22 protein-coding genes are annotated in these 21,262 nt (G+C 37.5%); 6 read left to right on the top strand and 16 right to left on the bottom strand.

Going from position 1 to position 21,262, the window contains the following annotated elements; all coding sequences use genetic code 11:
• Positions 1-309 precede the first annotated feature (309 nt).
• On the top strand, positions 310-1,224 hold the full coding sequence (locus DX933_RS00340; protein ID WP_123314490.1) for a zinc dependent phospholipase C family protein: 915 nt from the start codon (positions 310-312) through the stop codon (positions 1,222-1,224).
• A gap of 107 nt (positions 1,225-1,331) precedes the next feature.
• Here DX933_RS00340 and DX933_RS00335 read toward each other — a convergent pair whose 3' ends face one another.
• The 3 genes from DX933_RS00335 to DX933_RS00325 form a co-directional block, all read right to left on the bottom strand.
• The gene (locus tag DX933_RS00335; protein WP_123314489.1) at positions 1,332-2,633 is read right to left on the bottom strand and encodes an MFS transporter; all 1,302 of its coding nucleotides are present in this window, start codon (positions 2,631-2,633) and stop codon (positions 1,332-1,334) included.
• Between the two features lie 41 nt (positions 2,634-2,674).
• Positions 2,675-3,259: a YdcF family protein gene (locus DX933_RS00330; RefSeq protein ID WP_123314488.1), complete on the bottom strand. Its 585-nt coding sequence runs from the start codon at positions 3,257-3,259 to the stop codon at positions 2,675-2,677.
• A gap of 154 nt (positions 3,260-3,413) precedes the next feature.
• On the bottom strand, positions 3,414-3,647 hold the full coding sequence (locus DX933_RS00325; RefSeq protein WP_123314487.1) for a hypothetical protein: 234 nt from the start codon (positions 3,645-3,647) through the stop codon (positions 3,414-3,416).
• A 257-nt stretch (positions 3,648-3,904) separates the two neighbouring features.
• Between DX933_RS00325 and DX933_RS00320 the strand changes: the two genes are divergently transcribed.
• Positions 3,905-4,786, top strand: a complete 882-nt coding sequence (locus DX933_RS00320; RefSeq protein ID WP_123314486.1) for a cation diffusion facilitator family transporter — start codon at positions 3,905-3,907, stop codon at positions 4,784-4,786.
• 85 nt (positions 4,787-4,871) lie between these two features.
• Here DX933_RS00320 and DX933_RS00315 read toward each other — a convergent pair whose 3' ends face one another.
• The 3 genes from DX933_RS00315 to DX933_RS00305 all read right to left on the bottom strand — a co-directional run bounded on the left by DX933_RS00315 (position 4,872) and on the right by DX933_RS00305 (position 6,519).
• The gene (locus DX933_RS00315; protein WP_123314485.1) at positions 4,872-5,429 is read right to left on the bottom strand and encodes a GNAT family N-acetyltransferase; all 558 of its coding nucleotides are present in this window, start codon (positions 5,427-5,429) and stop codon (positions 4,872-4,874) included.
• Between the two features lie 77 nt (positions 5,430-5,506).
• Positions 5,507-5,800, bottom strand: a complete 294-nt coding sequence (locus DX933_RS00310) for an AzlD domain-containing protein (protein WP_123314484.1) — start codon at positions 5,798-5,800, stop codon at positions 5,507-5,509.
• On the bottom strand, positions 5,797-6,519 hold the full coding sequence (locus tag DX933_RS00305) for an AzlC family ABC transporter permease (RefSeq protein ID WP_123314564.1): 723 nt from the start codon (positions 6,517-6,519) through the stop codon (positions 5,797-5,799). The genes DX933_RS00310 and DX933_RS00305 overlap by 4 nt, the downstream gene beginning before the upstream one ends.
• Positions 6,520-6,905: 386 nt before the next feature.
• Here DX933_RS00305 and nhaC point away from each other — a divergent pair, with 386 nt between their 5' ends.
• The gene (gene nhaC / locus DX933_RS00300) at positions 6,906-8,282 is read left to right on the top strand and encodes a Na+/H+ antiporter NhaC (RefSeq protein WP_123314483.1); all 1,377 of its coding nucleotides are present in this window, start codon (positions 6,906-6,908) and stop codon (positions 8,280-8,282) included.
• A 157-nt stretch (positions 8,283-8,439) separates the two neighbouring features.
• Here nhaC and map read toward each other — a convergent pair whose 3' ends face one another.
• Positions 8,440-9,195, bottom strand: a complete 756-nt coding sequence (gene map, locus DX933_RS00295; protein ID WP_123314482.1) for a type I methionyl aminopeptidase — start codon at positions 9,193-9,195, stop codon at positions 8,440-8,442.
• A gap of 414 nt (positions 9,196-9,609) precedes the next feature.
• Here map and DX933_RS00290 point away from each other — a divergent pair, with 414 nt between their 5' ends.
• Both DX933_RS00290 and DX933_RS00285 read left to right on the top strand, forming a co-directional pair.
• Positions 9,610-9,771 (top strand): YjcZ family sporulation protein, encoded by a 162-nt coding sequence (locus tag DX933_RS00290; RefSeq protein ID WP_123314481.1) that lies wholly within the window; start codon positions 9,610-9,612, stop codon positions 9,769-9,771.
• 37 nt (positions 9,772-9,808) lie between these two features.
• Positions 9,809-9,925, top strand: a complete 117-nt coding sequence (locus DX933_RS00285; protein ID WP_123314480.1) for a YjcZ family sporulation protein — start codon at positions 9,809-9,811, stop codon at positions 9,923-9,925.
• Between the two features lie 124 nt (positions 9,926-10,049).
• Here DX933_RS00285 and DX933_RS00280 read toward each other — a convergent pair whose 3' ends face one another.
• The 3 genes from DX933_RS00280 to DX933_RS00270 all read right to left on the bottom strand — a co-directional run bounded on the left by DX933_RS00280 (position 10,050) and on the right by DX933_RS00270 (position 12,742).
• Positions 10,050-11,426, bottom strand: coding sequence for a dipeptidase (locus DX933_RS00280; RefSeq protein ID WP_123314479.1), 1,377 nt, complete (start codon positions 11,424-11,426; stop codon positions 10,050-10,052).
• 70 nt (positions 11,427-11,496) lie between these two features.
• Positions 11,497-11,964 carry an S-ribosylhomocysteine lyase gene (locus tag DX933_RS00275; protein WP_123314478.1) on the bottom strand — a complete coding sequence of 156 codons (468 nt, stop codon included), beginning with the start codon at positions 11,962-11,964 and terminating at the stop codon, positions 11,497-11,499.
• Positions 11,965-12,082: 118 nt separating this feature from the next.
• Positions 12,083-12,742 carry a YhcN/YlaJ family sporulation lipoprotein gene (locus tag DX933_RS00270; protein WP_123314477.1) on the bottom strand — a complete coding sequence of 220 codons (660 nt, stop codon included), beginning with the start codon at positions 12,740-12,742 and terminating at the stop codon, positions 12,083-12,085.
• Between the two features lie 167 nt (positions 12,743-12,909).
• On the opposite strand from DX933_RS00270, the gene DX933_RS00265 reads away from it, so the two are divergent.
• Entirely contained in the window at positions 12,910-13,146 is a 237-nt protein-coding gene (locus tag DX933_RS00265; protein WP_123314476.1) for a YhdB family protein, read from the top strand.
• 70 nt (positions 13,147-13,216) lie between these two features.
• Here the strand turns inward: DX933_RS00265 and DX933_RS00260 are convergent, their stop codons facing one another.
• The 6 genes from DX933_RS00260 to DX933_RS00235 all read right to left on the bottom strand — a co-directional run bounded on the left by DX933_RS00260 (position 13,217) and on the right by DX933_RS00235 (position 21,114).
• The gene (locus tag DX933_RS00260; protein WP_123314475.1) at positions 13,217-14,623 is read right to left on the bottom strand and encodes an anti-sigma-I factor RsgI family protein; all 1,407 of its coding nucleotides are present in this window, start codon (positions 14,621-14,623) and stop codon (positions 13,217-13,219) included.
• Positions 14,620-15,351 carry an RNA polymerase sigma-I factor gene (gene sigI, locus DX933_RS00255; protein ID WP_123314474.1) on the bottom strand — a complete coding sequence of 244 codons (732 nt, stop codon included), beginning with the start codon at positions 15,349-15,351 and terminating at the stop codon, positions 14,620-14,622. Before sigI ends, DX933_RS00260 begins: the two co-directional genes overlap by 4 nt.
• 281 nt (positions 15,352-15,632) lie before the next feature.
• Positions 15,633-16,526, bottom strand: coding sequence for a S1 family peptidase (locus tag DX933_RS00250; RefSeq protein ID WP_223805826.1), 894 nt, complete (start codon positions 16,524-16,526; stop codon positions 15,633-15,635).
• Positions 16,527-16,536: 10 nt separating this feature from the next.
• On the bottom strand, positions 16,537-18,564 hold the full coding sequence (locus tag DX933_RS00245; protein WP_123314473.1) for an ABC transporter ATP-binding protein: 2,028 nt from the start codon (positions 18,562-18,564) through the stop codon (positions 16,537-16,539).
• Position 18,565: 1 nt separating this feature from the next.
• A complete protein-coding gene (locus DX933_RS00240) occupies positions 18,566-20,314 on the bottom strand; it encodes an ABC transporter ATP-binding protein (RefSeq protein ID WP_123314562.1) in 1,749 nt (582 codons plus the stop codon).
• Positions 20,315-20,880: 566 nt separating this feature from the next.
• Positions 20,881-21,114: a hypothetical protein gene (locus DX933_RS00235; protein WP_123314472.1), complete on the bottom strand. Its 234-nt coding sequence runs from the start codon at positions 21,112-21,114 to the stop codon at positions 20,881-20,883.
• Between the last annotated feature and the right edge of the window lie 148 nt (positions 21,115-21,262).

Raw genomic sequence — 21,262 nt, 5'->3', positions numbered from 1 at the left:
TATTGTATCAAATTTTTTGACATTCTACCTACTTTTGAACGAAGTGAGACCTTAAGGGCTTACAGCCAGTTAATCTGTGATAAAAGCGTAACAAGATTGTGAACAAACCTTTGACATATAGGCTTCGTCACAAAATTGTCCACATTTTAACTGAACCATTGTTTAATTTCATATATACTTATTAATGCAATCCTATATTTTGGAAGACAAGCAAGTGAAAAACTGATGAACTACAATAATCATGCAATCTTAATCAAGCATATGTCTTCTATATTGAACGAAAGCAACACGATGCAAGGAGGAAATACCATGCCAAATATTTGGACACATATGCTGTTTTGTGAGGATTTAATTGATACGATTGGTAATCCGAATTCTTTTTCTAAACACGAAGCATTAATGAAATTGGGAGCACAGGGACCAGATCCTTTTTTTTACCACCATTTCTGGCCTTGGTTAAAAGAATCACATGTAAATAAAATCGGTAGTCTGCTGCATACACAGGAATGCGGGCCTGTGATAATGGAAATGATACAAAAGGCAAAGAATAAGGACAAACCAGTGCAGGCTTATGTATTTGGTTTTGTGACTCATCATATCTTAGACAGAAATGCACATCCATATATAAATTATCGTGCAGGATATGAAGGAAGCAATCACCAAAAACTGGAGGTATGCATTGATACTACCTTAATGGAAAAATATCATAACTTAAAAACATGGAAAGTGCCTGTCTATAAAGAAATTAACGTCGGGCGGGCAATGAATAAGGATGCTGCTCAATTGCTGCATCACACAATTAAAACATTTTTCCCAGCGTTGCCATTCGATAACCCATGCTATATTCAAAAAGCATACCAGGACATGAAATTTGCCTTAAAATTACTGGCAGATCCATACGGTTGGAAAAATATATTCCTAAAATCATTTATCTCTTCTTACTCTCATCAACCAATAAAAGATGAAGTAGATTATTTAAATCTTAACCATACAACCTGGTATCACCCAGCGACAAATACCCCTTCTACAGATAGCTTTCTTGATTTATATGAACAAGCAAAATTAGAAGGAATCGAAATAATGAGTGAGGTTATCCGTTTTTGGGCAGGTAACGAAGTAACTCCAAATGAACAGTTGCAGAAGCTGGTTGGTAATATTTCTTATGATACCGGTCTACCACTTGAAATGAAGTTAACGAATCAATATTGTGATCCTATTGTTTAAAGGTAAAGCCTAAAATTCTCATGGAATTTTAGGCTTTTATTGTTTGACTCAGATTAACTGGCTGATCCCCACAGATTGAAGCATCACTTTATATCGTATTCACTCCATTATTCAGGCTTTACTTCAACTTTTCCAACCTTTCCAGATTGACGACGTGCATCTTCCATTCCTTTTTCAATGTCTACAAACTTTAACAAAATAATTCCGACGATGAAGAAGAAAACCAAAGAAACAATCCCCAATCTTGATGAGCCAGTGAGCTGCCCAACGAGTGCGAAGATGAATGGCCCAAAAACTGCCGCAAATTTAGCAGATATACCATAAAAACCATAGAATTCAGCGTGTTTATTGGCAGGGATCATTCGTCCAAATATGGAACGACTTAAAGACTGTGCTCCTCCTTGTACAAAACCAACGCATACGGCTAACATATAAAAATGGAATGCCGATGTCATAAAGTAGCCAAGCACAACAATTCCCATATAAATATACAGTGACAAGGTCAGTGCTTTTTTAGCACTAATCTTGTTCGCCAGCCATCCAAAGAAAAACGTACATGGTATGCCAACAAATTGTGTTATTAATAAGGCCGTGATCAATGAATTGGTATCAATACCAATGTCTTTTCCATAAATGGTCGCCATTTTAATAATTGTAGAAATACCATCATTGTACATCCAAAATGCAAGTAGAAAAATTAATAATTGCTTATATTGTCGTATTTCCTTAAAGGTTCCTGCCACTCTTGAAAACCCAATTGCAACATAGGACTTTTCGCGTTTTACAGCAGTCTTTTTCTCTTCACGAATATTTTTGAAAAGTGGAATGGAAAAAATAAACCACCAAACCCCCACACTGGCAAATGCTGCCTGACTAGCAGCTGTTGCATGTGGCAATCCAAATAAATTCGGCTTTAAAATCATCAGGACATTAATCGCCAATAAGATTCCACCACCGACATAACCCCAAGCGAATCCAGACGCAGAAACCCGATCAATTTCCTTCTCGTCTGTAATTTCTGGTAAAAATGCATCATAAAATACATTTCCCCCTGAAAAACCAATCGTTCCAACAATTAACAAGATGGAAGCAAATATGTAATCCCCTTCTCCTACAAAGGCCAAAAGTACACTTGCAATCATACCCATATAGGCGAAGAAGCGGAGAAATTTCTTTTTGGCGGCAGAATAATCGCTGATTGCGCCTAGAATGGGAGCCATGATGGCAACAATCAATACAGCAATCGAATTGGAATAGCCCCAATAGCTAGCTGCCAAATTCTCTTCCAGTCCTTTTGCTGCTACATCATAATAAAATACTGGCAGCACAGCAGCCATAATGGTCGTAGCAAAAGCGGAGTTTCCAAAATCATATAATACCCAGCTAAATACTGTTTTTTTACGTTTCAAATTTGTCCCCCTCCTTTGATTTAAGATGCTTGTCTAGATGCTTATTTCCCCGATAGAAATAACCTTGTAATTGCAGCATATTCGCGAATAAATAATTTTGTTTTCACTACTTTCGGCGTTTCAGCAGCTAAAGGATATCCTTTGATACCAAGTTTCTTTGCATTTTGAATCGATCGAAATAGATGAAAATCATTACTTACAATTACTGCCTCTTCCACTTCAGCATACAATTGTTTAGCATAAGCAATATTATCGAAGGTCGATGTGGAACGTTCTTCCAATAGTAGGCGTTCTTCCAATAGTAGGCGTTCTTCCGCTATTCCTTGATCCTTTAAATAATTTTTTACGGACACTGCTTCTGTAATATCCTCACCTGGTCCTTGGCCGCCCGTAAGAACAGCCTTGGTTGATGGATTATCTTGTAAATAGGCTAAAGCCATTTTTGCTCGATTAAATAGGCTCCGCGACATTGTTTTCCGATCAACTTTCGCGCCAAGTACAATTAAATATGGAATATTTGGTGGTGTCATTTGATTTGCAGTATGTCGAATCAAATGGTGTGCATATAAGATATAAATAGGAGATAGTATAAATCCTGCAAAAATTAAATTTTTGATTAACTTCATTTCCTCACCTACACTTACAACAATAATGATGAACCATGCTAAAATGTTGTGGCAGTATTAAAAATTTGGACATATCCCCCCTTTTCACTTTTTCGATATGAAATAAAATAGCCTCGCCATGGGCAAGGCTATAAAACAATACTATCATGTTTGTTTACTCTCGGATATAAGCGCTAAAAACTTTACTCCAGGTAAGAAAGGCATGTCGATCGTCGTTATCAATAGCTTGATCCAGCTGTGCTTGTATATGCTTTTTATTCCATTTGTAGCATAATTCATCCAGCAATAAGCGAGATGAAAGCTGAATTTCATAAGATATTTCTCTTCTTGCTCCCAACACTTTTCCTTTATAACGTTTAAATTGATAATTGACCCTTTCTGTTTTCATGGAACGCGCCTCCTTGTTCCTTTTTTCTATTATCCTAAATTTTACGAATAATTGCAATGGCAAACGCTTACAATATGAAAAAATCTCAATATTATCTGCAGCTAATACTGTTGCGTATACGCTACATATATAGCTTCATGCGTTAATGTTTCTCTAGACCCACCAATGATTGCTTTGTTAAACTATGGTAACATGCAACATGAGATATTCCCTTATCATGTATAATCAATCATTCATATGTACATAGGAGGAAAAAAATGGATCAATCCTATGAGAATTTAAAAAAAGGTGAAAAAGGAGCTTGGCTAAGCATCATCGCCTACTTGGTACTATCGATAGTCAAATTATGGATTGCCTATATCGGAAACTCAGAGGCATTGCGAGCTGATGGTTTAAATAACTCTACTGATGTAATTGCATCGATTGCATTGTTGGTCGGATTAAAAATATCAAGAATCCCCCCCGATCAAGACCATCGTTATGGCCATTATCGTGCTGAAACCATTGCTTCCCTATTCGCTGCTTTTATCATGATGACAGTAGGTATTCAAGTCATTATCAATATTATTCAAAAACTTTTTTCGGGAAGCACGGTTCAGCCGGACTTATTAACTGCTTGGACAGCATTTGGCTCTGCAGTCATCATGCTACTTGTTTATCGTTTTAATTTATCGCTTTCCAGAAAGATCAATAGTAGTGCCATCTATGCAGCTGCTCAAGACAACCGCTCCGATGCACTCGTAAGCCTCGGTGCCTTTATTGGGATCATTGGTGCCCAATTCGGTGTTTTTTGGCTAGACCCCATTGCTGGATTACTCGTTGGTTTCATTATATGTAGAACTGCATGGCATATATTCAAAGATGCAACACATTCTTTAACAGATGGCTTTGATGAAAAGCAACTCGAAAAAATAAAGGCGAGTGTTTCAAACGTTTCACAGGTAAAGCATATTCGTGATATTAAAGGCCGTTTTCATGGTAATCAAGCACTTATTGATATTACCATCCTGGTAGACCCACATCTAGATGTACAAGAAAGTCACGATATCACAGTTCAGGTCGAACAGCTTCTCGCTGATAAACATCATATTGCCTATACACATATTCATATTGAACCATATAAATCAATAGATAAATAAATAAAAGCGAACCATATAGACAGGGATGGAGAGGAATGGAGCGACATTACTCCTTCTCCCTGGCACGATATGGTTCGCTTTTAAATTAGCTCTTTTTCTTGTATCGATTATTTTTTTCTAAGCGCATTAGTAAATCATCAATATTTTCCCAGCCATATGCGGTTTCTTGATAGGTTCCTTCTCCAATAGATGTTTCTACTGTGCCAACAGGCTTCGCTTCATAGCGCTCATAAAAACGACTCGATGGATTCTTCTTTAAAATCCATACAAGGATAGAGCGATAGCCTCGCTTTTTCATCTCCACAGCAAACACATACAATAGTCGTACACCTAAGCCTTGTTGCTGGAATTCATCCAATAAATAAATATTATAAATCTCTGTATCATAATTGAATCGTTTTGTTCTTTCTGGACCGCCGGAAATGAATCCTACAATTTGTTCTTCATTGTGAATAACATATGTACAACGGTTCCCCGTTTGAACGCTAAGTATCGTTTCCCAAAGTGTTTTTCGATTTTCATAAGTAATATTTGAAATATCCTTTTCATCAATTAAATCTTTATATGTATTTTTCCAAGTGCGCGCATGAATATCTGCAATAGCTTCCGCATCGTCATATGTTGCCTTCCGAATAGAAAACATCATCTAATCCCCCTCTGGACTGTACAAACATATCCTGCTCGACAGTTTTAGATTTCATCTATTTCTATTCTAATATATCACGTTGAGAGAATGAAAACAGTTACAATCGCTCCGATAACGACTAAAATAACATGTGCACCCAAATATGCTAATACAACCGCTGTTAACCCTCCAATGATGCTGATATGGGGCTTATCTGGTGTCACAGTCAATATTCCCGGAAAAACCAAAGCACCAAGTGCGGCAAAAGGAATTGCATTTAACCAGCGATTTACCCAATCACGAAATCGCAGCTTGTCCACAATAAATGCAGGTATAATCCTTGGTATCATTGTGGCCAGTGACATGCCAATAATAATTGCAAAAATCATGCTTGCTCCTCCTCCAATAAAAATATCCCAAAGAAGCCGCCGAAAACTGTACCAATTACGATAGCCCAGCCAGAGCTCATATGAAATAACTCCATACATAATGTGTTAATTAACATTGCAATAATGACAATGAGTCCAACCTTTAATTCTTTCTTTACCGTTGGCACAATCAGACCAATAAACATAGCGTACAATGCAATGCCCATACTTTGACTTAAGTTTTCCGGAATAACTTCACCAAGTACACCACCTAAAAAAGAACCTACAATCCATGAGATATAGGCTGTAATAAATATGCCTGCATAAAAATAGCCGCCTTTATCCATCCCTGGTTCTTTTGTATGCATACTGGAAACCGCAAAAGATTCGTCCGTCAGCCCTAGCGTAAGTGGTGCTTTCCAATTGATCCCAACGGAACGCAATCGATTGGTAAACGACAAACTCATCACAAAGTGTCTAAAATTAAGAACAAAAGTTGCAATAATAATTTCCATTGCTCCTGCTCCAACTGCAATCATATTTGCTGCCATAAATTGGCTGGCTCCTGCGTACACAAGTATACTCATGAAGGTTAATTCTACAAGACTCATGCCCGCCTGTTTGGCAAGTACACCATATGTAATAGCAATTGGTAAATAACCTAACATAATTGGTATTCCAACTGTCATTCCACGCCTCAGCATCATCACTCGCTGTGAACGGTGCTGCTTGATATCCATTTGTTCCATATCGCCTCTACCTCTTCTCGCACACATGAAATTCTAATCATTATAACTGATTTCTCGAAATATAAAAAGAACTTCATTTTCAAACTTCAAGGATTGACAATAGCAAACAACTAGCTGTATAGTAATTTACAATCATATATTGCATATAAATCCAAAAATGCGCAGTAAATATTTATCAAGCAGCATAAAGAAACAGAGTGGATGATGTAAACTCTGGCAGATAAATGATTGAATTACACATTTTGTTTGAATGGATTTAACCGATTGAGCTGGACAGTTTCATTAGAACTGTCAATCAGGGTGGTATCGCGGAGTAAGCTTCGTCCCTATTTTTGGGGACGGAGCTTTTTTAATTTACATCATGAAGGAGAATCAATATGTTTCCCATTGAACCCAAACATAAGCCATTGCTTATAGAATCATTACTTTTATCGATATTAATCATTGGAATCATAAGTTATTTTATTATTGGATTAGGAACAGTACCACATATTCCGATTTTACTTGGAATATTTTTACTAATTGTATTTGGACTGATAAAAAGAATTTCTTTCTCAGATTTACAATTGGCCATGGTAGATGGTGCTAAAACTGGCATGGGGGCTATATTTCTTTTTTTATTAATTGGCATATTGATTAGTAGCTGGATGGTAAGTGGAACCATACCTTTACTCATGAATGTAGGGTTTCAACTGATTGGTGGTACATGGTTTTATGCCATCGTATTTGCAGCTACTGCGTTGATTGGTGTATCGCTCGGTAGCTCGTTAACAACTACTGCAACAATCGGTGTTGCTTTCATTGGAATGGCAAGTGCCAACGATGCATCTTTGGCCATCACTGCGGGTGCAGTAGTGTCTGGAGCCTTTTTTGGTGATAAAATGTCTCCATTGTCCGATACAACAAACCTTGCCTCGACAATTGTGCAGGTTGATCTTTTTGAGCATATAAAGCATATTAGTTTAACGACCATACCAGCATTTATTATTTCATTTATAATATATGTTTTTCTATCACCTAAGGGGCAAATTTCTCCAGAAGCAGCACTAAGCTATCAATCAGCACTAGCTGAAACACAATTGATTCACTGGACTTCCTGGATCCCATTAATTGTACTTATTATTTGTACCATTTATAAAATCCCAGCTTTTATTGCAATTGGAGTGAGCAGCCTTGTTGCAACTAGTCTTGCTTTTATCGTAAATCATATTCCTTTCACTCAGCTATGGGAGTATTGGTTTGAAGGATATACCGCTTCAACGAACTTTGAACCGGTAAATGATTTATTATCGAAAGGCGGAATGAACAGTATGTTATTTACTGTATCACTTGTCATTCTTGCACTCGGGTTTGGCGGCTTACTATTTGTAACCGGGATTATTCCAACCATGCTTGCATCTATCCAAGCGAAATTAAAAAAGCTGCGACTCATTATTTTGTCTACAGCAGCAACTGCTATCGGCATTAACGTACTAATTGGTGAGCAATATTTATCCATCATGCTGACCGGTGAAACGTATAAAAATATTTACCAGCAACAACAGATTCCGAATAAGGTGCTGTCCAGAACACTTGAAGATGCTGGAACGGTTATCAATCCACTTGTACCATGGAGTGTTTGTGGGGTATTTATCGCTGATGTACTAGGCGTACCTGTACTCACCTATTTACCATTCGCCTTTTTCTGTCTGCTTAGTCCCATCATTACCGTTTTATTTGGTGGTAAGGGAATCAAACATCATCCAACAAATTGAAGTTAATGTGAAACTTCAATCAGTGGGCGTTTCGCACTTTCCCCATTGATTGTTAGTTGAACAAACAGGCCTTTACTGGCTGTTGATCGATAAAAAACCATAACAAAAAGACAGCGTGAGGCAGCTGTCTTTTTGTTATAATTCGTTTCATTATTCATTATTTTGGATTTTGTTCTGTTAAAATGAGCGGTTCGTCTGCTGTAATAACAATTGTATGCTCATACTGTGCCGAACGTCCGCCGTCTGTTGTTCTTGCCGTCCAGCCATTATCATCCATTTGACTTTGCCATGTACCTTCGTTGATCATCGGCTCAATTGTAATGACCATTCCCTCTTTTAGCCGTAGTCCTTTATGAGGTAATCCAAAATGCGGTATATGTGGCTCTTCATGAATGGTTGGTCCTATACCATGGCCGGTAAAGTCACGTACAACAGAAAAACCCTCTGCCTCTGCATAGCTTTGTATGGCGTGGCCAATGTCACCAATTCGATTACCTGCTTTAGCAACGGCAATTCCACGATACAAGGATTCTTCGGTAACCTCCATGAGACGCTTACCCTTTTCATCCACATTGCCAACAGCATATGTCCATGCCGAATCAGCTAATCCCCCCTTATAATTTACCACCATATCAATAGTAACGATATCCCCATCATTTAATTTTTCATGCCGTGGAAAACCGTGGCAAATTTCATCATTAATGGAAGCGCAGGTAGCGTAGCGATATCCGCTAAATCCTTTTTGTTCTGGAGTTGCATCATGTTGTTTTAAAAAGTCTTCTACAAAATCTTCAATTTCCATTGTCGTAAGACCTGGTTTGATCATCTCTGCGATTTTTTTATGACAAGCAATTAAAATATCTGCTGCTTGCTGCATTTGCTCAATTTCTCTTTTACTTTTTCGTGTAATCATCATACATGTTCCTTTCCATCCATTTTCTACATATACATATTATGTTTACAGCTTATTCCGACGTGAACCATGAAAAGTGAAACTTCAATCAATGGGGGTGGGCCTACACAGGAAGTAGATTATCCAGACGTTACCACAGCGTGTAGTAGGGTTAGTCTTCGTTCCCCTATCCCCCACTGATTGTTAGTAATCGAGCCTTTACTGTCAGCAATTCTTAGTTTCCTTCGAATTTTTAAAGTCGGAGTCTTACTGACGGCTGCACTGCGATAAACAATCAATCTAAAGTTTATCATAAAGTTATTTTTTCTGCAGAGCAAACCATATGAAACAATAGGTTTTTTCCCAGTTATAGGGACATTCGCCCTAACACCTTATATATCCCAATCATACATTGGTAAGAAGGGAGGTGGGATAATGAGCAAGGAACAAGGAGAGAAAAGGAATAATGGCTTTGCTTTTGTGGTAGTATTGTTTATCCTTCTGGTGATTGTTGGCGCCAGCGGATATGGCAATCAAGGTACCTATGATTATGGCGACAATTACTGCGGCGGCGGATACGGTGGCGGCTGGTGGTAAACCTTCGCCATGTTGATATAAAGGAGGTGTTCGGAACATGAGCTACGGTGGTGGCTGTGGAGGAGAATTCGGCACAGGCTTTGCTTTGATTGTAGTATTGTTTATATTATTAATCATTGTAGGTGCCTGCGGATTCGGGAATGGTTTCAATTAACCCATACCTTTCATAACGTATATCCAAATTGAAAAATCTGCTGACATAGAGCAGATTTTCAATTTGGATTTTTATATTATAATGAAGCTGTATTAAGGAAATGATGTGGTATATAGGGTCGATTCTATTTCATTTCATTATGTTGAATCTTTGTCCAATAATGGACCAACGTCTCCATGCCCTTATCATAGCTATCCAATGGAAAGCTTTCATTTGGTGAATGCAAACGATCCTCTGGTGTACCAAAACCCAGTAAAACAATTGGAATTTGATAAATATCCTCTATCCATTCTACAACAGGTATCGATCCACCCATTCTAATAAACAGGGTTTCCTTGCCAAAGGCTTCTGTGTAGCTTTCAGCAGCCTTTTTAATCAGTGGATGATTTGGTTCTACTTTATATGCTTTAGAGGACAATTTTTCTTTTTTGACATGAACAGTTACACCTTTTGGAGCTACCTGTTGAACATGTTGTTCTAATAGTTGTTGAATACGGTCTGGATCTTGTCCGGGAACGAGTCTGCATGTTATTTTGGCAGTAGCTGAAGTAGGGATAATGGTTTTGGTTCCTTCACCCTGGTAGCCACCAAACACCCCATTGACCTCAAATGTTGGTCTAGCCATTGTATGTTCTTTTGCCGTATATCCTTTTTCTGATACAGTTTGCGGAACACCAGTTGCGGCTTCATAATCTTCGCCTTCTACCTCTGCAATTAGCTTTCTTTCTTCTGATGATAATGGCTCAACCCCATCATAAAAACCAGCTACTGTAATCACTTCGTCTTCATTTTTCATCGATGCTAAAATATGTGATAATGCCATAATAGGATTTCGTACAGCGCCGCCATACATTCCAGAATGTAAATCATGATCCGGTCCATCTACCGTAATTTCTATACCAGTAAATCCTTTTAAACCATATAAAATAGTTGGTTGATTTTTTGCTATCATTCCTGAATCGGAAATCACGCAAAAGTCAGCTTGAAATTGTTCTTTCTTCTCTTGTAAAATCTGATACAAATTCTCACTACCAATTTCTTCTTCGCCTTCGATACAAACCTTTACATTAATCGGCAACTTCCCTATCGTTTTCATAAATGCCTCGAAAACCGCTAAATGCATAAAAACTTGTCCCTTATCGTCACTTGAACCACGCGCGTATAAGCGACCGTCCCGTACCTCCGGCTGAAAAGGATCACTATCCCACTGGTCAATCGGATCGACCGGCTGTACATCATAATGTCCATAAAATAATACGGTTGGTGCGTCTGAACCAGCTTGATTATATTGTGCATAAACCAAAGGATGCCCTTGTGTATCCAACTGTTCTGCTTCAAAACCAATTTCTTTTAAATATGTTTCCAAAAAATTAGCTGCATGCTTAATATCAGCCTGATGTGCACTATCTGTACTCACACTTGGGATAGATAAAAATGTATTTAACTTATCCAATAAACGTTCTCGATGTTCTGTTAAATAATTGGAAACTTGTTCCTGCATGTCTATGACCTCCATCAATATGAACTACCTCATATTTTATCATACAACGGTGTGGCATGACTTCTTTCCATTACTTTACATACACCTGATGCCACTCAGAACGTTTTTCCAACATCTCCTGTGCAAGCTGCTTGGCACCTTCTAAGCTATGATTAGCAGCCCAGCCACATTGAACCTCATTACAAGCAGGGACTTCATCAGCTTGGAGCACGTCCTGCAATGTTTTTTCAAATAGCTCCAATACATCGTCATCATCTGCCTGATTTAACAAAGATAAGTAAAAACCAGTCTGACATCCCATTGGACCAATATCTAATACTTGATCCGTATGATTACGAATATTTTCTGCCATTAAATGCTCAATGGAATGCAGTGCAGCCATATCCATATGTTCCTTATTCGGTTGTTTGAAGCGAATATCATACTTATGAATCTTATCCCCATGTTTCCCCTTGGTCACATCTACTAACCGAACATAAGGTGCCTTTACCTTTGTATGATCTAAATTAAAGCTTTCTACATTCATTTTTTTATTCATTTCTATTCCCTCCGCATTCATATTAGTTAGAATTATATGCAAACTCATTTTGCTTTTCAACCGATGCGATTGGGAAATAAAGAAAGGAGCAAAATCATTTGATTTTGCTCCCTGTCAGTTATGGACGATTTTGTGGAAACAGTCTTTCAACCATATTTCCGAATTGGTCAAAGAATCCTCTAATCGGACGTCCTTCTTCCATATCATCTACATAATTATTCGTTAGATCAAAAAAGTCAGGGTTTGTGGAAACATAAACATTATCGATGTTGTTATCGACGGACTTTACGATATCGCCAATACGAGATTTTACATCATCTGTTAGATTATCTCCTGGGTCCGCATTGTCCTTATTTCTTGTTCCAGCATGGTCACTATCTCGAGTTCCCATTTTCTCGCCGCTGCGATTGCCCTCATTACGGTTATTATCCGCATTCAATCCTGCTGCAACATAAGCAGTTTTATTTGTTGTTAATACATAGGCACGATCTATTTCGGGAATGTCACGGGTGATTTTATCAGCTGCTTCCTTAGCAACGGTATAATCCTCTTGACGGTCCCCTTTATTACCGGTTCGCTCTATATTACCATCCTGTAAACGATTGTCATTCCGGTTTCGATCCCAATCATTTGCACCACTATTCTGATTGGTGTTATACCGTGTAGGCTCCACATTATCATTCGTTTTATCATTATTTTTACTGTCCGTATTCATGCCATTACATGCAGCAAGGATAATTGCCAAAAAGGCAACGACACCAAGTAATCTCCATTTCATGTTGTATATTCCTCCTTTCGCTTTTGATTTTAGTATGTAGTTTCAAAAATGATTTATGCGATTTTCTTGTTATCCTTTAAATGGGATTCACACCATAATTGTTTTTGAAAATAATATATAATGCGGGGAAACTAAGCGTAGCCCTAAATCGGCGAAGGAGGGGTTAAATGGATATTCCAGATTACGACAGGGCACTATACTATACACTTTGGGGACAATGGGATGATTTGCTCGTTCTCATGGTTCGGACCAAAGACGATCTGCTTTCCAAAAAAATTCAACTGTTTCTAAACGCCTACCACTATTCATTAGATGAACGCACCATTATCCATTCCCATGACCAGCTGCTTTATTATTTAGAACATGCCATGAATCAGCAGCCGCAGCCCATTATGAAAATATAAATCATATGCCCCGGTAACACAAAATAAAAAAGAAGAACGCACCGCTGGTGTGCGTTCTTCCCTTTTGTGGCTATGGACGGTGCTTGTTATGATGCTTTCCTTTTCCATGCCCATGCCCGTTATTTCCTTTTTTCTTTCCATGTGTGTGCTTTTGTTTATTTTTTTCTTTGTCCTTCTTGTGCTTTCCGTTTTGCGGCTGTTTATTTCTATCGTTATGAATATGATTCTGCTTGTTTTTTTGATCTTTTTTCTTGTAATGCTGCTTTTTCTTCTGCTGTTCTTTTTTCTTCTTTTGTTGCTCTTTCTTTTTTTTCTGTTGTTCTTTCTTTTTCTTCTGTTGTTCTTTCTTTTTCTTTTCTCGCTCTTTTTTCTTTTTTTCTTGTTCTTTCTTCTTTTTTTCCTTAGCTTTCTTATCCTGATTTACATGTTTATTTCCATTCTTCTTGTCTACAGAATGACCATGATGATCTGCTTTCTTTGTATTAGGGTTTTGCTTTGTATGTTGATCTTTTTTACCATTTTGATGTTGAGGAGCATTCTTTTTATTATCTTGTTGTTTCTTTTTAGTCGCATGACTTTTATTTTCGTCTTTTTTTGGCTGAACTGGTTTTATTTTTACTTTTGAACCTGCTGGAATATTTGTTTCTCCAGTTATTTTTTTATTCATCCCACTACTTTTTGGACTCTCATTTTGAATATCGGAATTGCCAGTCAGTACCTTCTCCGCGTCCTTTTTGTTGATGGCAGCATATTGTTTATTTTCATTTTCATAAAATGTTTGTATAATAGCTAATTCTTTATCATTAAAATCATTTACATTTTTTATTTGCTTTTCCATAATTACTTCTGCCATCATGCTATTCATGGATTTATTTTTTTCAAGTGCATCCTGGCGAATATCTGATGGAATTAATAACGTAATAATATCCCAATCTATACGCTTCTCTTCAAAATAATGTTCAATAGCTTCCTGTACGGTACGCTCATGTTTATCAGAGGAATTAATACCAACTACTGCTTGTTTTCCATTCTCCAAAAAGCCGTGTGATTCACTTTGCTTCATAATATCCTGGATAACTTTAGCTACTTTTTTTCCTTTATAATCCGGGAAGTGTTGCAAAAGCTCTTCTGCATCATCATTTAATGCCTCTATAGAGGAAACTTGAAGATGCTTATCCAGCTTCAACTCAAGACTTGGATTAATATCCACATTTACATAGGCATAGGCTTCATGGTTATTTCCCAAAAGAAAGAACGGAATACCAATAACCAAGAATGTACAGACAACCGCAATCATTTGCGTAGCTAGCTTCCAACTTCCGAACGAAAATGAAAATGCCGGCTGTTCATAAGGTTCAAATTCTACCTCTGCACCTATATCCTTATCCTTTATAGGAATAGCCTTTTCAAATAAACCATCATGTGTCATGACGATGTAATAGTTACGATATTTTTCCATAATAATGCCTTTATTCACTTACCCACCCCCTTTAAGTAATCCTGTAGATATAAGTAATCCTCATTCAAAACGATGAAAATCGCTAGAATATACTTTCGATTCCGTTCCAATGTTTTCTTGCTTACATCCACTTGTTTAACCAATTCTTTAATGGGCAACTTCTTTTTCTTCTTAACAAATGCACTCAATTGATCATCCTGCTGCAAAATACGGGCAGTACGAATTGCAGAATCCCGTGCATCCTTATGCTTTGGCGCAATCTTCGTTAATTCTGCAAAAGATAATTTATAGGTTGAGAGCTTATGCTTAAAATCTAAAATTTCTTGTTTACGATGCCAATTATCTTGATCCAATTCATATTGCATTTTGACAGCAATAATTTCCATTGGATTTTCCATCTTTTCTTCATCATACGTTTCATCCAATGAAATAGATTGCGGGTATTTTTGATTGGATCGAATATAATCAATAATTTTCCGCGAGATAACCAGCTTTGCAAAAGATAAAAAAGAACTGCCTTTATCAGCAGAATAAGATTCTATCGCACTGTGAAAAGCAAATAGACCAATGCTGAATTCATCGTCGGTATCTGGATTAATAAATCTTTTGCATACTTCAGATACACATTTAGCGATAAACGGCTTGTAATTCTCTAATAAGTAATGAACCGCCTGCTGATCTCCTTTTTGTGCAGCAGCAACTATTTCTTCTAATGAAGTGTGCTCTAATGATTTTGAAGTCGACAATGTAGAGCACCTCCGACTATTATAAATTTCGTTATCATATGATTATTTGAGGGTGTAGTATAATGTTTATTTTTAATATATGTCAAAAAAGAAAACTTTCTTTTTATCGAAACTTTCTTCAAGAATTCCACCAACTTTTATCTATTTTCCAAGTAATGTATAATTCCTAACGTTAATAATAACTTAGTACTATCGCAAGGCTATCTCAAACCAATTACAATTTGTTTAAATCTCGGTAACGGTACCATCTTTTATCGGCTTGATACAATGGAAAATTCATTTTATAGATCGATTGGCTGACTTTTCACGGCCTCATATAAATAATCAATTGGTACAAACAATCCCACTTTTCCAAATGAGGAATGGTCCAATGTTGCAAAAACGACACCAATTACTTGTCCCTCATTATTTAGTACTGGACTACCGCTATTCCCACGATAAACAGGAGCATCCATCATGACAACGGGAAGTCCATCCTTCCAACTTTTTAATTGTATGTAATCTATAATTGTTCCTTGGTTGGCAATTCCATTAAATCGTAGCGGATTCCCTATAAAATAAACTGCTTCCTCCTCCTTAAATGTAAGCTCCTGTGCAAGCTTTAAAGCGGGTAATTGCTGTTCATCTTCTTGTAACTGAAGTACTGCCAAATCAATTTCCGGAAAATCAGCTACCACTTCTGCAGTAAATAAACCGTCCTCTGGAAATCCAATGATTGCCTCGTCCGCTCCTTCAATCACATGATGATTTGTAATAATCATTCCATCATTAGAGACGGAAAAACCTGTCCCTCGGCCATCCTGTGTTTCTACTACTACAATAGCTTGTTTGTATTCCTTAATCTCTGCCTTGGTAGATAATTTCGTGGATGTCATTAAAAATTCAAATATTGGAATAGAAAAGGTTTGTGGAAGTAAGGCACCAACATTTAATACCATTGCTACGACAATAAGCCAAAACGCCCATTTCGGAAATGGACGTTTTGGTGTTTTATTTTCTTTCTCTTTTGCAGCACGAAGAAGCGCTTCCTGACGCGCTTCTTCTACAAGCCGATACAGTTCTTCATCATCAAATTCTTCATACAAATCCTCATCGATAATATCTTGCGTATATGAATCCCGGTCATTAGCATACTGTTTTTCTTTTTCTTCATTGTCCACTTGACCACCCCGCACGATGGGGCATCTACACAGCTTTCATTGTTTTCCCTTGCTGCATCTGATACATCTGATGGTAGATACCTTTTTCCTTAATTAAGCTTGCATGGTTTCCTTGTTCTACTATTTTACCATGTTCCAGAACAAAAATCGCATCTGCTTGCTGAATGGTAGACAATCGGTGTGCAATAACCAAAGTTGTTCGTCCTTTTTTCAAAACTTCGAGTGCACGTTGAATGAGACTCTCTGTTTCAGTATCAATATTTGCAGTCGCCTCGTCAAGAATTAAAATAGCAGGATCAAACGCCAATGCCCTGGCAAAAGAAATAAGCTGTCTTTCTCCTAGCGAAAAAGTACTCCCACCTTCTGTTACCGGCTCCTCATAACCTCCAGGCAGCTTACTTATAAAGCGGTCTGCACCAACTGCCTTTAAAGCCTCTATCGCCATATCACGTGTTATGCCAGGATCATCCATCGTAACATTGGATAGAATTGTACCAGAGAATAAGAATGGATCCTGTAATACAATTCCCATATGCATTCTAACCTGCTGACGGGTCCATTCCTGTGTATCTTTTCCATCAATTAAAATGCGTCCCTCTTGTGGGTCATAAAATCGGAACAATAAATTCATTATTGAACTCTTCCCTGAACCTGTATGCCCAACAAACGCTGCAGTTTCGCCAGCATTAATATGAAAGTCAATATCATGCAATACCTTATTTTCATTGTCATATGCAAAGGTAACATGCTCAAAGGTAATATTCCCATGATATCTGTCCACCGGTTCTATTGATTCGGTTTCGCTTGGATGGTCCATCAATTCGAATACCCTGCTTCCAGCAACTCTTGCCTGTTCAATTAATGGCAGCTGATTCACAATATCAGTTACTGGATTAAATAGCCGATTTAAATAATCTACAAAAGCATATAAAACACCAATTGAAATGACACTGCTGGTTTCAAGTGACGCAGAACCAAAATACCAAATAAAAACAGCAAAAGCTAGGTTTCGAAAGACAGTTACCAAATTATAAGATGTGAGTGCACTTAGTTTTACCAATTTCTTTTGGTAAGTGTAATGTCTTTCATTTAGCACTTCATAATCTGCTGTTGTCTTCCGTTCCCGTCGGAATGCTTGAATAATTGGCATGCCCTGAATGGCTTCGTTTATATTCCCATTGATCTCACTAATTGTCGCACGGATTACTTTGTTATACTTGGCACCAAAATATTTATATACCCTCATCCAGCCATATAGTAATGGAATAATTAATAAGCATAATGCCGCAAGCTTCACATCCAATAAAAATAGTGCTCCAAAAACGCCTGCCATATAAATGACACTGGTCACAATGATAGACAGCACCCGTTCATATAAATCTCGGATTGCTTCCGTATCGTTCGTAATACGGGAAACGATTCTACCAGCCGGCTGATCCACATAATAATGAATTGGAATGCGTTGCGTATGAGAAAAAATATCATTGCGCATTTTCTTCACAATTTGATTAGATGCTTTTTGTAATAAGAAGGTCTGATAAAACTGAAAAACACCCGCAATAATGAGCAACACCATATATAAACCTAATAAAAATAAAATCGGTCCTTTTTCCGGTTGGAAGAAGTGATAAATTTCACCCAACGTTATTTTAGTTGCCCCATAGTTGTGTTTTTCTCCGCCAGTATCAATCACAACATTCTCTCCGTTGACACTGCGTTTTCCTTGTAATGAGACAGCTTCATGAACAAAGTAATACTCCCGTCCAACTTGTAGGATGGTTCCTTCTGAAAGAACGGAATCAGAGGCTGTTACACGATCAGCACGCTTGTAAAACCCGTCATGAAAAGGAATTGCATCCTTTCCGTTATCCGCTTTAACTTCCTGCCAGCTTCCTTCAATTCCAAGAATATGGTCATCAATAATCGTCTTTGCAATGAGTGGACCAGTAAGTTGAAGTACCGTGGCAAACACAAGACAAATTAGTCCAATGATGATGCTCCGTTTGAAATGCAATGCATAACGAAATAAGCGTTGTTCTGTAGAATGTTTCATATTATGCATCCACCTCCCCTTGCTTCAACTGTTGTTGATCGTATTGTTCCTTATACCAGCCATGATTACGCATTAATTCCTCATGGTTTCCTTTTTCGACAATCCTTCCATCGGCAAGAACAAGAATGAGGTCAGCATGAGCAACAGCTGACATACGATGCGCTGCGATAAAGGTTGTTTTATTTTTTCTTTCTTTCCGTAAGTGTTCAATGATTCTTGTTTCTGTTTTGCCATCAACTGCCGACATCGAATCATCCAAAATCAATATATCTGGATTTTTGATGAACGCTCGCGCTAGAGCAACACGTTGCTTCTGCCCTCCGGATAGCGTTACCCCACTTTCACCTACCATCGTATCCAATCCTTCTGGTAACTGATTGATATCATCTAGGAAATGTGCCAGCTCCATCACATGTTTTATTTCTTCATCTGTGGCATCGTCCTTACCAAATTGAATGTTTTCCCGAATGGTTTTAGAGAACATAATTTGATCCTGGGGCACATAGCCAATCCAATTGCGGATTTGCTCCAGACTCAGTTTTTCAATTGGCACACCTGATATTTTAATGTTTCCAGTTATACCAGGGTATTGGCGCAATAATAGTTTAAATAGAGTGGTCTTACCCGCACCTGTCTTCCCGACTATTCCAATGGTTTGCCCTTTCCTCACATCAAAGTCAATGTTGGACAATTGGTTTCGACTCGTATCAGGATAGGAAAAAGACATATCATCAAATTCCAAGTCCGTAACAGAAGCAACCACTTCTGCTTCCGATGCAGACTCCACATCAGCTCGATAATTTAAAATTTCATTCACTCGATCAAGCGATGCATTTCCACGCTGTAATATGTTAATCAATTCACCAACAGCAAACATTGGCCAAATCAACATACCCAAGTACACGTTAAATGTAACGAGGTCACCGAGTGATATACGATTCTCAAACACAAGTAATGCACCATATCCAAGCCCGATTGTATAAGATAGCCCTACTAAAATATTGATCGTTGGCTCAAATAAAGCATCAATTTTTGCTACTGCAATATTTTTGTCATACACATCTTCTGTCATATCTGAGAAGCGCTTTTTATCTTGTTTTTCTTGTACAAATGCCCTAATAACGCGAATGCCACGAATCGATTCCAACACATTATTATTCAAATTACCAAAAGCAGCCTGCGCTTTCGTGAAACGTTCATGAATGACTGCACCATATTTATTCATGACAATCGCCATAATAGGTAATGGAATAAGTGCAGCTAATGTAAGCTTCCAACTAATCGTAAACCCCATGACACCAATAATCATCAGCATAAAAATGCTGGAATCCACTAATGTTAGCACACCAAAACCAGCAGTAAGCGCAATCGCCTTTAAATCATTGGTGCTTCTTGCCATCAGATCCCCTGTCTTAAATTTCCCAAAGAAGGGGGGCGACATTTTTAAAAAATGAGCCATTAACTTACTTCGAATCCATCTTTCTAGAATAACTGCACCACCAAACAATGTGTAATCCCATAAAAAAGAAATACAATAATGCAAAAACGTAAGTAATACATATCCTATTACCAAATAAAATAATAGCTGTCCTGTAAGTGTCTCGAATTGAATATAATCGATTGCCATCCCAACTAATTTTGGAGGAATTAATCCAATTGCACTTGCAATAATCAATGCAATGATTGCAAATGTATACCTTCTCCAATAATGCTTAAAAAACCAATCTAAGTTTTTAAATACCTGAAACATATAATCATCTCTTCTCTCTTTCTGATTCACAACAAATTCAGCAAAAAATGCTAACCCGTTCACACCACCCTCAGCGATCAAACATAAAAAGAGCACACGCCCGTGACGTATGCTCCATAATATGCGTAAAAAAACGCACGTATCCTATGAAAGTCAAAAAGGCCACAGTGTAACGTGACCCTCTATTCTTAATTAAAATATGTACGCAGAAATTATCTGAAGTATATATTTATCCGCTGAAGGTCACAAAAATGTATTAAATTTGTAAATGACTGTAAAGCTAATTTCTTTTCCATGTTCATGACCTCCTTCCAGTTTTTTAAATTCTTATAAATTATAGTGTTTAACAAATTATTTGTCAATAGTGTTTTTCGGCAAAAAATTAGCGAGCACGATTTTACACTGTGCTAGCTTCGAACACCACAAGAATGACCTGTCTTGATTGTGGCATGTATTCAAGCTTGTCCCTTCGACCATTCTAAGACGTTCTGATTCCCACATGATATATTTACCTTAACCATCGATTTGCTTGCTGCCTTTATCATAAATAATTGAGACGAATGTCATTAAATCTTTGTTTCCTCATTTGATTTCTTATTTAAGCCTAAGTGAATCAAACGTTTTATTTTATCAAGAGGCACTTTTGTTGCTTGGGAAATTTCTTCGATGGATACTTGTGGGTTTTTCCCTACAAACTGACGAACTTTTGCACTCACATCCAAACATGTTGGACACATGGTAAATGGACTGCTTGACATTGGTTCATGACATAATCGACAATTTCGAACAAATACTCCCATTAAATCACCCCTTATTTAATGTTAATTATAGATTACACGAAAACTCTGTAAATTTCAATAACATTTTAGAATTTTTTGAAAAATGGTTCTTTCGTCATATAACACAGTTTACACGCTTATTTATTAATTATAATACGAATTTTTAACG

The organism is Ornithinibacillus gellani (genome assembly GCF_003730295.1).
GTDB lineage: Bacteria > Bacillota > Bacilli > Bacillales > Amphibacillaceae > Ornithinibacillus_A > Ornithinibacillus_A gellani.
Note: the sequence above shows the minus strand (reverse complement) of the source record. Positions and strands in the feature narration are given on the sequence as shown.

What these genes read in the sequence shown, in the direction of transcription:
- DX933_RS00340 (WP_123314490.1), top strand. Translation starts at nt 310, where the DNA reads ATGCCAAATATTTGGACACATATGCTGTTTTGTGAGGATTTAATTGAT.
- DX933_RS00330 (WP_123314488.1), bottom strand. Translation starts at nt 3,259, where the DNA reads ATGAAGTTAATCAAAAATTTAATTTTTGCAGGATTTATACTATCTCCT.
- DX933_RS00325 (WP_123314487.1), bottom strand. Translation starts at nt 3,647, where the DNA reads ATGAAAACAGAAAGGGTCAATTATCAATTTAAACGTTATAAAGGAAAA.
- DX933_RS00320 (WP_123314486.1), top strand. Translation starts at nt 3,905, where the DNA reads ATGGATCAATCCTATGAGAATTTAAAAAAAGGTGAAAAAGGAGCTTGG.
- DX933_RS00315 (WP_123314485.1), bottom strand. Translation starts at nt 5,429, where the DNA reads ATGTTTTCTATTCGGAAGGCAACATATGACGATGCGGAAGCTATTGCA.
- DX933_RS00310 (WP_123314484.1), bottom strand. Translation starts at nt 5,800, where the DNA reads ATGATTTTTGCAATTATTATTGGCATGTCACTGGCCACAATGATACCA.
- DX933_RS00305 (WP_123314564.1), bottom strand. Translation starts at nt 6,519, where the DNA reads ATGGATATCAAGCAGCACCGTTCACAGCGAGTGATGATGCTGAGGCGT.
- nhaC (WP_123314483.1), top strand. Translation starts at nt 6,906, where the DNA reads ATGTTTCCCATTGAACCCAAACATAAGCCATTGCTTATAGAATCATTA.
- map (WP_123314482.1), bottom strand. Translation starts at nt 9,195, where the DNA reads ATGATTACACGAAAAAGTAAAAGAGAAATTGAGCAAATGCAGCAAGCA.
- DX933_RS00290 (WP_123314481.1), top strand. Translation starts at nt 9,610, where the DNA reads ATGAGCAAGGAACAAGGAGAGAAAAGGAATAATGGCTTTGCTTTTGTG.
- DX933_RS00285 (WP_123314480.1), top strand. Translation starts at nt 9,809, where the DNA reads ATGAGCTACGGTGGTGGCTGTGGAGGAGAATTCGGCACAGGCTTTGCT.
- DX933_RS00280 (WP_123314479.1), bottom strand. Translation starts at nt 11,426, where the DNA reads ATGCAGGAACAAGTTTCCAATTATTTAACAGAACATCGAGAACGTTTA.
- DX933_RS00275 (WP_123314478.1), bottom strand. Translation starts at nt 11,964, where the DNA reads ATGAATAAAAAAATGAATGTAGAAAGCTTTAATTTAGATCATACAAAG.
- DX933_RS00270 (WP_123314477.1), bottom strand. Translation starts at nt 12,742, where the DNA reads ATGAAATGGAGATTACTTGGTGTCGTTGCCTTTTTGGCAATTATCCTT.
- DX933_RS00265 (WP_123314476.1), top strand. Translation starts at nt 12,910, where the DNA reads ATGGATATTCCAGATTACGACAGGGCACTATACTATACACTTTGGGGA.
- DX933_RS00245 (WP_123314473.1), bottom strand. Translation starts at nt 18,564, where the DNA reads ATGAAACATTCTACAGAACAACGCTTATTTCGTTATGCATTGCATTTC.
- DX933_RS00240 (WP_123314562.1), bottom strand. Translation starts at nt 20,314, where the DNA reads ATGTTTCAGGTATTTAAAAACTTAGATTGGTTTTTTAAGCATTATTGG.
- DX933_RS00235 (WP_123314472.1), bottom strand. Translation starts at nt 21,114, where the DNA reads ATGGGAGTATTTGTTCGAAATTGTCGATTATGTCATGAACCAATGTCA.